We start from the raw sequence: 13,895 nt of genomic DNA, 5'->3' as shown, positions 1-13,895 counted from the left end.
CGCCGAGTGCGGCGCCGTAGCGCGCGGCCGCGCAGTTCCCCGCGCCCCTGAATGCGCCTGCGGCGCGAAGGTGCGCCTGCGGCGCAAGAGGGCTATGCGTGGGTCTTCGCCAGCAGGTCCAGGATCTCCTGGGTCGTCGCCGTCTCCCCGAGACGGGGGAAGATCTTCGCGATGGAGTTCGCGTGCGCCTCGGCGTCCATGTCGGTCATCGCGTCGGTCGCCAGCGCCACGTGGTAGCCGTGCTCGTGCGCCTGCCGCGCGGTGGACTCGACGCCGATGCTGGTCGCCACGCCGGTCAGGACGATCTGGGTGACACCGCGCCGGCGCAGCTGCAGGTCCAGGTCCGTGCCGTAGAAGGCGGACCAGTTGCGCTTGGTGACGACGATGTCCTCGTCGTGTCCGGCGAGGGCGTCGGAGATGACGTCCCAGCCCTCCGGGAAGGACGGCGTGCCGCCGCCGGCCGCGTCCGCGTCGGTACGGCCGGGGGTCCAGTCCGCCCCGTCGGCGGCGGTGGTCACCCGGACCAGCACCACCGGCAGCTTCCGGGCGCGGAACGCCTCGGCCAGTTCGACGTTCTTGGCCAGCACGTCGCTGGTGGGGTTCGGGGCGCCGGGCGCACCCAGGATGCCGTTCTGCAGGTCGATGACGACGAGCGCGGTCTTCGGGTCGATAGTCGTAAGAGGCATGCCCTCCACGATAAATCCTTCAGTTTGAACTGTCCAGTTTGACTTGATGGACTTCGCTCGCCCCTCCGCCCGCGAAACACGATTCGGCAACAAGGAGGGAGGTCCGGTCGTGGCGGCTGGTCCGCTCACAGGTTCGTCGGCCATGCTTCCTCCCGTGGAAGAACGCCCTGGAGCTCAGCTGAACCGCGTCCCGGCACCGGCACTGGATCCCGCCCAGGTCCCGGGTCTGATCACCCCCGCACCGGCCGAGGCCGCCAAGGCGGGTGCCGTCACGGCGGACAAGCCGCCGGCCCCCGCCGAGAAGCCGGCGGACGACACGAAGGCGGCGCCGGACGCCGGCGCGACGCCGGACGCCGAGGCCGACGACACCTCCGCCTCGGCAGAGGCGGAGACGGACGCCGAGGCGGACGCGGAGCAGGACGCCGCCCCCTCCGACGGCCCCAGCTTCGAGGCCGGGGACCATCGCGGCGGCGTGGAGATCGACCCGACCGGCGTGCGGTTCCGGCTGGACGAGGAGTCCGCGGAGTTCAGCTGGCCGGAGATCGGCGCCGTCGAGTACAGCACCGGGCGCTTCCCCAGCCGGCTGACCGTGACCGTCCACACCACCGAGCGGCACAGCTACCCGGCCGACGTCCAGAGCGGTTCGCGCTCCACCATCAAGGAGTGGACCACCCAGCTGGACAAGGTGCTCGACGCCTACCTCCCCGAGTGACCCCGGTCCCGACTCCGGTCACCAGCGGGCGATGTGACGCTCCATCACCCCTCGCCCGCCGGTGAGCTCGATCCCGCCCGGCAGCCTGCCGCGGTAGCCGCCGAAGGGCTGTCGGTACGCGCTGTCGACGACCACCAGCCGGTCCCGGCGGGCGCGTTCGGCCTCGGCGGTGAACCGCAGCTCCGTTCCGCCGCCGGTGACGGTGGTGAGGTCGCCGGAGAACTCCACCGCCGGGACCTCGCGCGCCTCCCCGTCCACCCAGACCGTGCGTTCGGAGGCGGAGCGGGCGTCGTGGATCCCGGAGACCAGGTTCCAGCGGACGTCCCGCCCGTCCGGGGTGCTGCCGGCGCCGGCGCTCCAGTACCAGGCGGTGCGGCGGGCGTGGTGCCCGGCCGACTCGTCCAGCAGTCCCGGCTCGCCGGCCAGCTCCCGCACGTCGCCGCCGGGCAGGAGGACCCTGCCGTGCGCGCGGACCGGGGTCTTGCGGGTCCAGATCGGGTAGCCGCCGTGCCGGGACAGGACGGCGACCGGCTCGCCGTCCTGCAGGAACTCGACCTCCGCGCGGACGCCGTCGTGGCCGAAGTCGGCGCCCTCGGGGGTGACCCGCACCGCGCGCCTGCGGACGGTCCGCTCGTACAGGCCGCCGGTCCCCATCGCCCTGTCGTGCACCGCCCAGAAGCTCTGGACGGCTCCCGCGATCTCCACCAGCCCCACGCAGAGCTGGAGTTCGGAGCCGAAGACCGCCGCGTAGGTCCAGCGCTTGAGCGGGCGCAGGCCCAGTATCCGGAGCGGGGGCAGCCGCTCCAGGTCGTAGGCGGCGCCGGGCCCGGTCGGATTGGCGGCGGCCGCCGCGCCCACCGCCCGCCAGGGCAGGGGGTGCGGCGGGGGCGGGGTCTGGGGATCGCTCATAGCCGGCGAGCTTAGTTCGGGCCCCGGTGGGACGTCCCGGGGAGGATCAGGAGGCCTCGGCCCTCCCGGCCTCGGCCCTGCCGACTTCGGCCCTCCCGGCCTCGGCCCTCCCGGCGTCGACGCCGTTGCGCACCGGGCCCTTCGCGCGGACCGTGGCCACCAGGGTGTCCTGCCCGGCCAGGCCGGAGTCGTGCGGCCACAGCGGGGTGAAGCCGCAGCCGGACCAGAGTCCGCGGCTGAGCAGCATCTCGTCCTCGAAACCGTGGGCACGGTAGAGGTCGCGGACGTACTGCTCCTGGTAGGCCACCGCGAGTTCGGGCACCTTCCGGGAGGAGACCCGGGCCGGGCCCATCGCGTACCGGAAGCTGCGCTGCACCGGGGCCTTGGCGCGGGCGATCACCTCGGGCGGCGGCAGCAGGTGGTAGCTGGCGAAGCAGCGCCCGCCGGGTTTCAGCACCCGGGCCAGCTCGCCGAGGTAGTTGTCCACCTCCTCCGGCAGCATGTGGGTGAAGACCGAGATGAGGACGGCCACGTCGAAGGTGTCGTCCGGGTACGGGAAGCGGTACTCGCGGGCGGGCACCCGGCCCTCCGGGTGGTACTCCTTGTTGTGGACGTCGGCCAGGGTGAAGCGGACGTTCCCGTGCGGGGCACGGACGTTGGCGGTGCACCAGGAGATGCCGTCCGGGACGATGTCCAGGCCCTCGTAGCCGCCCTCGGCGTCCAGGTAGCCGGCCATCGGGATGGCGAGCCGGCCCATGCCGCAGCCCACGTCCAGCACGTGCGAGGACGGGGTCAGGCCGGCCACCTCGCGGAGGGCGTCGCGCAGGGTCTCGCCGCTGGCGGCGAAGTCGCGGACGCCCCCGGTGTAGGTGTCGGCCTTGTTCGGCAGCGAGTCGTCGCGGCGGCCGAGGAAGCGGTCGGCGAGGTCGACCGGCGCGAGGTACGCGCGGCGCAGCCCCCAGCGCAGGCGGCGGGGCAGCAACGGCAGCAGGCCGGTGGTGAACCAGGCCTGTTCGAGCAACCGGATGCGCAGCAGTTCCAGAGCGCTCACGGCGCGTCCGATCGGCGTTCTGAGCAGGTGCAGCGGATTCATCGGCCCCCGTCCCCGGTCTCCCCCAAAGCGGCGCGGCTGTCCGCGCCTCCTCCCGAGCCGCAGAATGCCACGGCGGCCACCCCGGCAAAACCGCCCCCGCGACAAGTGGTGCCGCCCCCTTCGCTTCCCTCTCCCCGAAGGCCTCCGGCACCCCGCCGGGCGCGGCATCGCAGGCGCGCAAGGGGCGCGGGGAATCGCGCGGCCCGCGCGGAACGGCGCCGCAGGCGGCGACGGCGCTCTGCTTGCCGCCCGCTGGCCGTTGCCTTCGGCAGGGGCCGGAGCCGGCTGGGCGCGCACTTCCCCGCGCCCGTTGCCCCGCTCGCGCCCGCGGCGCTCCGCGCCCCGCTCAGCGGCAGTCGCGCTGCGCGGCGAAGAGGCTCGGGGGGAGGCCGTCGGCGACGCGGCGGAAGTTGGCCTCCATCAGGTCGCCGAGCTGCGCCGGGTCCCACGGACCCGTGGTGTTGAGCTGGCGGACGATCTCCGGGTTGGCGTAGAGGCCGACCTCGTACCCGCGCGCGCTCAGCACCCGCCCGGTGAGCCACCGCGAGCGCTTCGAGGCCAGATACACCGCGAGGGGTGCGATCTGCTCGGGCGAGCGCGCCGGATCGGCCGCCCGCTCGGCCGCCGATCCGGCCACCGCCCGCCTGTCCTCGGGGACGGTCGCGGTCATCCGCGTCTCCGCGCCCGGGGCGATCGCGTTGGCCGTGACCCCGTACCGGGCCAGCCCCTGGGCCAGCGAGTAGGTGAGGCCGACGATGCCCATCTTCGCCGCCGCGTAGTTCGGCTGGCCCGGCGAGCCGTCGAGGCCGGAGACCGAGGTGAAGTTGATGATCCGGTAGTCGCCCTCGGCGTTGCGCTGCTGCCGCCAGTACTGGCTGGCCGACCGGATCGTGGAGTAGTGGCCGCGCAGGTGGACCCGGATCACCGCGTCCCAGTCCTCCTCCTCGAGGTTGAAGATCATTCGGTCCCGGAGGATCCCGGCCACGTTCACCAGCACGTCCAGCGTGCCGAACTCGTCCACCGCGGTGTCGATCAGCCGCCGCCCGACGGCGGTGTCGGCGACGTCGCCGCCGTCCGCCACCGCCCGGCCGCCGGCCTTGCGGATCCCGGCGGCGATCTCCTCGGCGGGGCCCGCGTCGCCTCCGGTGCCGTCGGCCGCACCGCCCAGGTCGTTGACGACCACCGCCGCGCCCTCGGCGGCGAAGCGGCGGGCGATCGCCGCTCCGATCCCGCGGCCCGCGCCGGTCACCACTGCCACTCGTCCGTCCAGCAGGCCCATGCGCAACCCCTTCGTCGCGTGTCTCACGGTGCGTCGCTGACGCCGCGTCAGCCAGACGCTTCGAGGCTAATCAGACGAAGTTCGTCTGCAAAGGGGGCCGGCGCCGGCGAGGACGAAGTCCACCACCCGGCCGATGAACTCCTCCGGGTCCGCGGCCAGTTCGGCCGTGCGGTCGGCGGGCATCAGCAGCACGTGGTGGAGGACGGTGCCGGAGAGGGCGTCCATCACCATCGCCGGGGAGGTCCCGGTCGGCAGCTCACCGCGCTCGACCGCGCGCAGCACCACCGCGCGCCCGGCGGCGATGCTCTCCCGCCGCACGCCGTCCAGCGCCTCGCCCAGCACCGCCGGGTAGACCTTCACCTCCACCATCGCCCGCAGCGCGGCCGTGCCGTGCGGGCCCAGGTAGCGGAGGCAGAGGTTGCGGGCGATGTGCGCCAGCTGCTCCCGCAGCGGTCCCTCCCCGGCGAGGCCGGCCGGCATCGGCTCGTCCTCGTGCCGGAGCGCCCGCACCGCGGCGGCGACCAGCGCCTCCTTGGTCGGCCAGCGGCGGTAGATGGCGGCCTTGCCGACCCGCGCCCGGCGGGCGACCGCGTCGATGGTGAACCCGCCCCAGCCGACCTCCCCGTAGACGTCGAGAGCGGCGCCGATCACCTTGGGCTCGATCTCGGCGTCCGGCGGCCGCCCGGGCCCGCGCCCACCCGGCGCTGGTCGACTCTCCGTCACCCCGCGCATTCTGCCACCCGGGGGGCGCCCGCCCCGGGGCGGCGCGGTGGTGTGCCGTGGTGGTGCGGCGCGGTGGTGCGGCGGTCACCGTGCGCGGGTAGCGTCCGCTCATGCGCCAGCCGAGCCCCGCCCGCGCCCGTACCCTCCACGGCATCCTCGACGACCCGGCCCCGCCGCACGCGCCGGCGCTGGTCTGCGGCCGGCACGCCTGGGACTTCGGCGAGTTGAGGGAGCGGGTGGAGGCACTGGCCCGAGGGATCGCCGCCCGTACCGCGCCCGGCGACCGGGTGGCCGTGCTGGCGCACAACCGGGCCGAGTACGTCCTCGCCTACTACGCCGTCCCACGCGCCGGGCGGGTCCTGGTACCGCTCAACCCGCGGTTGCACCCTGCCGAGTGGGCGGAGCAGCTGGCCCGCGCCGGCGCCCGACTGCTGCTCGCCGAGGGCGGGCTGGCCGAGCGGCTGCCGCCGGCGGAGTCCCGGCACTCCGTCCCCCGCGTCCTCTTCGACGGCCCGGACTGGGACACGCTGCTGTCCGCTCCGCCCCCGCCCGGGGGTTTCCCGCCCGACGACCCGGACCGCCCGGCCTGGCTGCTCTTCACCTCGGGGAGCACCGGGCGCCCGAAGGGGGTCCGGCTGACCCACCGCAGCCTGCTGGCCGCCGTCCGCTCCACCCGGTACGGCCGCCCGGTGGACCGGGACGCGGTCTTCCTCACCCCGTTCCCGCTCTGCCATGTGGCGGGCTACCAGGTGCTGATGCACCATCAGGCCGGCCGTCCGGCGGTGGTGATGCGCCGATTCGAGCCGGACGGGCTCCTCGACCTCGCCGACCGGCACCGGGTGACCAGCCTCTCGCTGGCGCCGACCATGATCGACGCGCTCCTCGACCACCTCGCCGCCGCCCCGCCCGAGCGGACCGCCGCCCTGCGCGCGACCGTCCGCACCATCGGCTACGGCTCCTCGCCGATCAGCCCGCGGCTGCTGCGCCGCTGTGTGGAGACGCTGGACTGCGACCTCAACCAGGGCTACGGGTCCACCGAGCTCTCCGGCAACGCCGTCTTCCTCGGCCCGGCCGAGCACCGGGCCGCCGCTGCCGACCCGGGCGCCGCCGCGGGCGAGGGGCGCGGCGGGCTCCTCGGCGCCGCCGGCCGCCCGGCGCCGGGGGTGGAGCTGCGCATCGTCGACCCCTGGGACGAGGCCGGCCTCACCGACCGGCCGCCGGGCGCCGTGGGCGAGCTGGCCGTCCGCGCCGAGCAGCTCTGCGACGGCTACTGGGACGATCCGTCCGCCACCGCCGCCGCGTTCCGCTCGGGCTGGTTCCGGACCGGTGACCTGGCCCGGATCGACGAGGCCGGCTATCTCCACCTCACCGACCGGAAGAAGGACGTGATCGTCACGGGCGGCGAGAACGTCAGCGCCCGGGAGGTGGAGGCCGTACTGCTGGAGCATCCGGCGGTCGACCGGGCGGCGGTGGTCGGCGTGCCGGACCCGCGCTGGGGCGAGCGGGTCTGCGCGGTCCTGGTCCCGGTCCCGGCCCCCGGCGTCCCCTCTCCCGACCCCGACGAGCTGACCGCGCTGTGCCGGGGCCGGCTGGCCGGCTTCAAGGTCCCCCGGCGCGTCGTCCTGGCCGACGCCCTCCCCCTGACCGGCACCGGCAAGGTCGCCAAGGGCGTGCTGCGGGAGCGGCTGGCCGCCGCGGGCGACTGAGCGGCGGCACCGAGCCGACCCCCGCCGCCCCCCGCCGGCGCTCAGGGACGCGAAGGGGCTCCTGCCGGCGCCGTTCCCGCCCCCTCGGACCGTGCGGTCGCCGCCCGATGCGCGGCGATCAGCGCCGCATACGCGCGGCCGCTGGACTTCATCCTGCGGCGCTGGGTCTCGAAGTCGACGTGCACCAGGCCGAATCGCTTGTCGTAGCCGTAGGCCCACTCGAAGTTGTCCAGCAGCGACCACACGTAGTACCCGTCGACCGGCGCACCGGCCTCCGCCGCCCGCGCGCACGCCGCCAGATGCTCCGTCAGATACCGGGCGCGCTCCGGGTCGTGGACGCTGCCGTCCGGCCGGACGGTGTCCGGGTAGGCGGCACCGTTCTCGGTGACCAGCAGCCGCCGGGCGCCGTACTCCCGGGTCAGCCGCAGCAGCAGCTGCTCCAGTCCGGCCGCGTGCACCTCCCAGTCCATTCCGGTACGCGGCCCCGGTCCCGGCACCTGCCGGATCCGCGGCATCGCGGCGGCCGGGTCCGGGTCGTCGGCGATCAGCTGGCGGAAGTAGTAGTTGACGCCCAGCCAGTCCAGCGGCTGGGCGATCACCGCCTGGTCGCCGGCCCGCTCGGGCAGCTCCGCGCCGTGCGCGGCGTACTCGGCGCGCATGTCGGCCGGGTGGCCGCGGCCCAGCACCGGGTCCAGCCACCAGCGGTTGATGTGGCCGTCGGCGCGGACGGCGGCGGCCCGGTCGGCCTCGCTGTCGGTGGCCGGTTCGCAGGGGCTGAGGTTGTTGACGATGCCGATCCGGACCGGCCCCGGCGAGGCCGCGCGCACCGCCTGCACGGCGAGCCCGTGGCCGAGCTGGAGATGGTAGGAGGCGCGGACCGCGGCCACCGGGTCGGTGAGCCCGGGTGCCATCCTCCCCTCCAGATGGCCGATCCAGGCCACGCAGAGCGGCTCGTTGACCGTGCACCACTCGGTGATCCGGTCGCCCAGCCGGGCGGCGGCCACGGCCGCGTACTCGGCGAAGGCCTCCGCCGTGGCGCGCTCCGGCCAGCCGCCGCGGTCCTGCAGGGACTGCGGGAGGTCCCAGTGGTAGAGGGTGGCGTTGGGCCGGATCCCGGCGGCGAGGAGGGAGTCGGTGAGCCGGTCGTAGAAGTCCAGGCCGGCCTCGTTGGCCTTGCCGGTGCCGTCCGGCACGATCCGGGGCCAGGCGAGCGAGAACCGGTAGGAGTCGACACCGAGCTCGCCCATCAGGGCGAGGTCCTCGGGCCAGCGGTGATAGTGGTCGCAGGCGGTCTCGCCGGTGTCGCCGTTGTCGACGGCGCCGGGCCGCGCGCAGAAGGTGTCCCAGATGGACGGCGTCCGGCCGTCCTCGGCGACGGCCCCCTCGATCTGGTAGGCGGAGGTCGCCACGCCCCAGGCGAAGCCGGGGCCGAAGGCGGTGGTGTCGGGCGCGGGCATGCGTCTCCCAGAGTGGGTGTGCGTGGAGGGGTGCGGGGTGCGGGGTGTGGAGTGGAGAGGTGGCTGACCGTGGACCGGAGCGGAGCGGCCCGGCTGGGCCTACTTGACGGATCCGGCCGTCAGCCCGGCCACCAGATACCGCTGGAGCAGCAGGAAGCCGACCACCACCGGAACGCTCACCACCAGCGAGGCGGCCATGATCTGGTTCCAGAAGACGTCGTTCTGCGAGGCGTAGTTGCGCAGACCGACGGCGAGCGTCCGGGTGGAGTCGTCGGTCATCACCGAGGCGAAGAGCACCTCGCCCCAGGCCGTCATGAAGGAGTACACGGCCACGGTCACGATCCCCGGCACGGCCGCCGGGACGACCACCCGCAGCAGCGCCCCCACCGGGCTGCAGCCGTCCGCCATCGCGGCCTCGTCCAGCTCGCGCGGTATGGAGTCGAAGTACCCAACCAGCATCCAGATGGAGAAGGGCAGGGTGAAGGTGAGATAGGTGATGATCAGCCCCAGCCGGGAGCCGGAGAGCGCGACGCCCGTGGTGGTGCCGATGTTGACGTAGAGGAGGAAGAGCGGCAGCAGGAAGAGGATCCCGGGGAACATCTGGGTGGACAGCACGGTGACGCTGAACACCTGCCGCCCGGGGAAGCGGAAGCGGCTGACCGAATAGCCTGCCAGGATCGCGATCGCCACCGAGATCACGGTCGAACAAGCCGACACCACAAGGCTGTTGACGAAGTAGTGGGCGAGCGGCACGGTCGACCAGATCTGCGCGTACGGCGCCAGGGTGAGATGCCGGGGCAGCCACTCGAAGGCGGACTGGACGTCGCGCAGCGGCTTCACCGAGCTGCTGACCATCACCCAGACCGGGACCAGGGTGAAGACGGTCAGCAGGGTGAGCCCGATCCGCCTGGTCCACAGGAAGCTGCGGGGCGGCGCCATCGGCGAGCGCCGGCGGGGCTGGACGGAGAGGTCAGACATCGGCCCTGGTCCTCCGGTTGGTCAGCAGCAGATAGCCGGCGGTCACCACCAGCAGGAAGAGCAGCAGCAGCACGGACATCGCCGACCCGGAGCCGAAGTTCCAGCTCTCGAAGGAGGTGTCGTAGATCTGCAGCGACAGCAGGTCGGCCTGTTTGGGGGCGACGTTGCCGAAGAGGACATAGGGGGTGTTGAAGTCGTTGAAGTTCCACAGGAACAGCACCAGCACCAGCACCTGGTTGACCGGCCGGAGCTGGGGCATGGTGATCCGGCGGATCCGCTGCCACACACCGGCGCCGTCGATCGCGGCGGCCTCGTAGAGCTCGCCGGGGATGTTCTGCAGCCCGGCGGTGACCACCAGGAAGGCGAACGGCCAGGTGCGCCAGACCGCGGTCGCGGTGAGCGCCCAGAAGCTGTTCCCGCCGATCAGCCAGAACGGCGCGGTGTGGAAGAGATGGAGGTCGCGGACGAGCAGGGTGTTCACCAGCCCGGTGTCCCGCTGGAACATGAACTCCCAGGTGATCGCGGCGGTGTAGGCGGGGAGGGCGTACGGCACCAGGAAGCAGGTGCGCAGCAGCCCGCGGCCGCGGAACGGGTCCTGGAGGAGCAGCGCGGCGGAGGTGCCGATCAGGCAGGACACCGCCACGGTGAGGACGGTGAAGGCGAGGGTGATCAGGAAGGACTGCAGCAGCGCCTTCCCGACCGCCCCGTTGAAGTCCAGCGCGAAGCGGTAGTTGGCCAGTCCGGCGGAGGGGGCCGCGCCCCAGTTGCGGATGAAGAACTCGGTGAGCTGCTTGAAGGACATCACGATGCCGGTGACCATCGGCACGATGTGCACCAGCAGCTCGAAGAGGACGGCCGGCAGCAGCAGGAGGTAGGGCAGCACCAGCCGCCGCCCGCGCCGCGAACCACCGCCCCGGGCGGCCCGGGCGGCCCACCGCAGCCATCCGCCACGCCGAGCGGCACCGGCAGCCTCCGCTGTATCGCGGTGGTTACCCGCGTGGCCGGGCCGGTCGGGCTGGCCGGGCTGGGGAGGCCGGTCGAGCTCGCCTGGCTGGTCGGGCTGGGCGGCCCGGTCGGGCTCGCCTGGCTGGGCGGCCGGTCGGGCTCGCCTGGCTGGGCGGCCCGGTCGGGCTCGCCTGGCTGGGCGGCCCGGTCGGGCTCGCCTGGCTGGTCGGGCTGGCCGGGCTGGGCGGCCCGGTCGGGCTCGCCAGGCCGGTCGGGCTGGCGCGGAAGGGCCGGCCGGTCGGCCCGGCCGCCGGCGCCGCTCGCCCCGGCCGCGCGGGGTTCCGTCAGACCGCCGGCCTCGGTGCCGTCCGGCGCGCCCGTCGCGGCGTCGGTGCCGTCCGGCGCGTCGGCCGCGGCCCCGGCCGCGCCGGGGGCCGAGGCGTCGGCGGCCGGCGGGTCGGGAGCGGCGGCGCCGCGGCCGGGGTTTCCGCTGGTTCGAGGGGTCATCAGCCGCCCGCCTGGAGCTTCTGCTGGGCCTGGGTGAGCTCGGAGGAGACTAGTTGACCGGTGATCGGCTTGCCGGCCGCCGCGTCGGCGAAGAGGTCCTTCACCACCGCGCCGATCTGCGTCTCGAACTGGCTCTCCTGGGCGATCTCCGGCATCGGCGCCGCCGACCCGGCCAGCACCTGCTGGTACACCTTGGCGGACGGGGTCTGGAACGCCGGGTCGTCGTAGGCGTCCTTCACCGAGGGCAGCGACCCGTACGACTTGTTCAGCGCGATCTGCGTCGGCCGGCTGGTCATGAACTTCACGAACTTCAGCGCGGCCGCCTGGTGGTGGCTGGCGCTGAAGACCGACATGTTGATGCCGGCCACGATGGAGTCGACATGCTTGCTGCCGGCCGGCGGGCTCGCCGGGAACGGCACCGGCGCGACCCCGTACTGCCCGGGCTTCATCCCGTAGTTGGCGAGCGAGGCGTCCGCGGTCTGCCAGAGCAGCATCGCGGCCTTGCCGTTGGCGAAGTCCTGCACCGCCTCGGTGCCGTTGGAGTACTCGGCGTCACTGGGGTTGGCGATCTTGTCGGCCCCGACGAAGTTCACGTACTGCTGGATCGCCTTGACGTTCTGCGGGGTGTCGAAGGTCGGCTTCCCCGAGGCGTCGAAGAAGCTGCCGCCCTGCTGCTGGCTGAAGGTGAACGCGTGGTGGGCGTTCTCCGGCGTCTGCGCGCCCTCGACACTGACCCCCCACTGCCCGCCATGGGTCAGCTTCTTCGCGTCGGCGACGAACTGCTCCCAGGTGGCCGGCGGCTGGCTGATGCCCGCGGCCTTGAACATGGCCTTGTTGTAGTAGAGGCCGTAGGCCATGGAGTACAGCGGTACGCCCACCGGGTCCTTGCCGGCCGCGCCCGTCGCCGCCAGTGCCCCTGGCAGGAACCGCCCGGTGTCGCCGATCTGCTTCATCACGTCGGCGGACATCGGCAGGAACGCCCCGGTCGCCTGCAGTGAGGCCGACCAGGTGTTGCCGATGTTGACCACATCCGGCCCCTGCCCCGAACTGGCCGCCGCCAGGATCCGGTTGAGGAGGTCGTTCCAGCCGATCACCTGGAGCTTGACCTTGATGCCGGTCTGCTGGGTGAAGGCGTTCAGCTGCGGGGTGAGCACCTTGACGTCGTCGGCGATGGAGCTGCCCTGGTCGCTCGCCCAGTAGGTGATGGTCTGCGGACCGCTGGTGTCCTGTGCGGTGGTCGAGCCCCCCGAGCCCGACCCTCCGCAGGCTGCGGCCAGCAGCGCGGTCGCGGCACCCATCGCCGCCAGTGCGGTACGTCTCGTGCTGCGGAGCATGGCGTCCCTCCCGATACTTGCTTCACGGCTTAGTTCGGGGTGTGATTTAACTTCTGAACTAACCCCTCGTCAATGGTTGGCGCAGCATCAAATAGATTGAGCCACGAGGCAGCGGAGGCCGGCGCCCAGGGCGCCGACCGTGGAAGGGCGGGACCATGAACCGGCACAACGTTCGCGACCTGCGGCGGGCGAACCGCGCCCGGCTGCTGCGCCGGCTCTGGTTCCACGGACCGCTCAGCCGTCAGGAGTTGATCGCGGCCACCGGACTGAGCGCCGCCTCGGTGAGCAACGTGGTCTCCGAACTCCTGGACGCCGGGCTCGTGGTGGAGGCCGGGGCGATGGAGTCGGACGGCGGCCGCCCCCGCATCCTGCTGCGGATCGCCGCGGACCGGCAGCAGGTGGTCGGCGTGGACGTCGGCGAGACGATGATCCGCGTGGAGCGCTTCGACCTGGCGCTCACCGAGCAGGCCCGGACCGAGATCCCGGTGCCCGCCGGGCGCCTGGACCCGGAGGCGGTGGTCCGCGGGATCCGGGACGGACTGGGGCAGATCCTCGACCCGGACGGCCCCGGGCTGCTCGGCGTGGGGATCGGCGTGCCCGGCATCGTCCAGCACACCCCCGAGGCGGTGGTGCACGGCCAGACCGTCGGGTGGCAGGCGGTGCCCTTCGAGAAGCTGCTCCGCGAGTCCCTCCGGGAGAGCGGGGAGGTGTCCGCCGCGACCCCGATCCACGTGGACAACGGCGCCACCACGATGGGCCAGGCCGAGATGTGGTTCGGCGCCGGCCGCGGGATCCGCAACGCCGCCTTTCTCCTCCTCGGTTCGGGCGTGGGCGCCTCCGTCATCACCGACGGCGCCCCCTACCGGGGCCTGACCACCTCGGCCGGCGAGTGGGGCCACACCAACTCGGTGATCGGCGGCCGCCTCTGCCGCTGCGGCGCCTCCGGCTGCTTGGAGGCCTACATCAGCGGCCCGGCCGTCGCCGCGCGCTACGCGGAGGCGGCAGGGGACGCCCCCGGCGGGCCCGTCGGCTCCGGCGGCTCAGGCCAGCCCGGTGAGCACGGCGGGCCCGGCGCAGCCTCCGGTTCCGGCGGGCCCGGCGCCGGCGAGGAGCCGTGCGGCGAGCGTGACCTGCGGGCGATTCTCGCCGCCGCCGAGGCCGGGGACCGGGTCGCCCGCGAGGTCCTGGACGAGACCGCCGTCCACATCGGCACCGGGATCGCCAATCTGGTCAACCTCTTCAACCCGGAGCGGGTGATCATCGGCGGTTGGGCCGGCCTGCTGATCGGACGGCGACTGCTCGACCCGATCCGGGAGATCATCTCCCGCCAGGCCCTGGTGCTGCCCCGGGAACAGGCCACCATCGGACTCTCCGACCTCGGCCCGGACGCGGTCGCCAGGGGCGCCGCGACCCTGCCGGTCAGCCGCTTCCTGGACTCGGGGGGCGTACCGACCGGGAGCTGAGTCACCGTCAGGCCGTTCAGCCCGTCGAGCCGCTGGGCCTCCGGGCCGGTAGGCCACCCCGCCGCCAGGCCACCAGCCCGTCGGACCGTCAAGCCGTCAGACC

12 protein-coding genes are annotated in these 13,895 nt (G+C 73.7%); 3 read left to right on the top strand and 9 right to left on the bottom strand.

What is annotated here, in order from left to right:
• Positions 1-92: 92 nt before the first annotated feature.
• On the bottom strand, positions 93-686 hold the full coding sequence (locus tag BS73_RS31780; RefSeq protein ID WP_037577825.1) for a hydrolase: 594 nt from the start codon (positions 684-686) through the stop codon (positions 93-95).
• 154 nt (positions 687-840) lie between these two features.
• Between BS73_RS31780 and BS73_RS31775 the strand changes: the two genes are divergently transcribed.
• Positions 841-1,398: a hypothetical protein gene (locus tag BS73_RS31775; protein WP_037577818.1), complete on the top strand. Its 558-nt coding sequence runs from the start codon at positions 841-843 to the stop codon at positions 1,396-1,398.
• 18 nt (positions 1,399-1,416) lie between these two features.
• On the opposite strand, the gene BS73_RS31770 is transcribed toward BS73_RS31775, so the two are convergent.
• The 4 genes from BS73_RS31770 to BS73_RS31755 form a co-directional block, all read right to left on the bottom strand.
• Positions 1,417-2,307, bottom strand: a complete 891-nt coding sequence (locus tag BS73_RS31770) for a DUF2804 family protein (RefSeq protein ID WP_037577816.1) — start codon at positions 2,305-2,307, stop codon at positions 1,417-1,419.
• 46 nt (positions 2,308-2,353) lie between these two features.
• Positions 2,354-3,358 (bottom strand): class I SAM-dependent methyltransferase, encoded by a 1,005-nt coding sequence (locus BS73_RS35320; RefSeq protein ID WP_161789725.1) that lies wholly within the window; start codon positions 3,356-3,358, stop codon positions 2,354-2,356.
• A gap of 388 nt (positions 3,359-3,746) precedes the next feature.
• Positions 3,747-4,679, bottom strand: a complete 933-nt coding sequence (locus BS73_RS31760; protein WP_037577815.1) for an SDR family NAD(P)-dependent oxidoreductase — start codon at positions 4,677-4,679, stop codon at positions 3,747-3,749.
• Positions 4,680-4,745: 66 nt separating this feature from the next.
• Entirely contained in the window at positions 4,746-5,402 is a 657-nt protein-coding gene (locus BS73_RS31755; protein ID WP_063837109.1) for a TetR/AcrR family transcriptional regulator, read from the bottom strand.
• A gap of 110 nt (positions 5,403-5,512) precedes the next feature.
• Here BS73_RS31755 and BS73_RS31750 point away from each other — a divergent pair, with 110 nt between their 5' ends.
• Positions 5,513-7,108 (top strand): class I adenylate-forming enzyme family protein, encoded by a 1,596-nt coding sequence (locus tag BS73_RS31750; protein WP_037577811.1) that lies wholly within the window; start codon positions 5,513-5,515, stop codon positions 7,106-7,108.
• Positions 7,109-7,149: 41 nt separating this feature from the next.
• Here the strand turns inward: BS73_RS31750 and BS73_RS31745 are convergent, their stop codons facing one another.
• From BS73_RS31745 to BS73_RS31730, 4 genes are all read right to left on the bottom strand, one after another.
• Complete coding sequence (locus tag BS73_RS31745) at positions 7,150-8,565, bottom strand: GH1 family beta-glucosidase (RefSeq protein WP_051941219.1); 1,416 nt, start codon at positions 8,563-8,565, stop codon at positions 7,150-7,152.
• A gap of 99 nt (positions 8,566-8,664) precedes the next feature.
• Positions 8,665-9,543, bottom strand: a complete 879-nt coding sequence (locus tag BS73_RS31740; protein WP_037577809.1) for a carbohydrate ABC transporter permease — start codon at positions 9,541-9,543, stop codon at positions 8,665-8,667.
• Entirely contained in the window at positions 9,536-10,483 is a 948-nt protein-coding gene (locus tag BS73_RS31735) for a carbohydrate ABC transporter permease (RefSeq protein ID WP_037577807.1), read from the bottom strand. Before BS73_RS31735 ends, BS73_RS31740 begins: the two co-directional genes overlap by 8 nt.
• A 511-nt stretch (positions 10,484-10,994) precedes the next feature.
• Positions 10,995-12,329 (bottom strand): ABC transporter substrate-binding protein, encoded by a 1,335-nt coding sequence (locus BS73_RS31730; protein WP_037577806.1) that lies wholly within the window; start codon positions 12,327-12,329, stop codon positions 10,995-10,997.
• Positions 12,330-12,484: 155 nt separating this feature from the next.
• Here BS73_RS31730 and BS73_RS31725 point away from each other — a divergent pair, with 155 nt between their 5' ends.
• The gene (locus tag BS73_RS31725; RefSeq protein WP_037577805.1) at positions 12,485-13,792 is read left to right on the top strand and encodes an ROK family transcriptional regulator; all 1,308 of its coding nucleotides are present in this window, start codon (positions 12,485-12,487) and stop codon (positions 13,790-13,792) included.
• The last annotated feature ends 103 nt before the right edge of the window (positions 13,793-13,895 follow it).

This window comes from Phaeacidiphilus oryzae TH49 (assembly GCF_000744815.1).
GTDB classification, from domain to species: Bacteria; Actinomycetota; Actinomycetes; order Streptomycetales; family Streptomycetaceae; genus Phaeacidiphilus; species Phaeacidiphilus oryzae.
The sequence above is the reverse complement of the archived record's forward strand: the minus strand, read 5'-3'. Positions and strand labels throughout refer to the sequence as shown.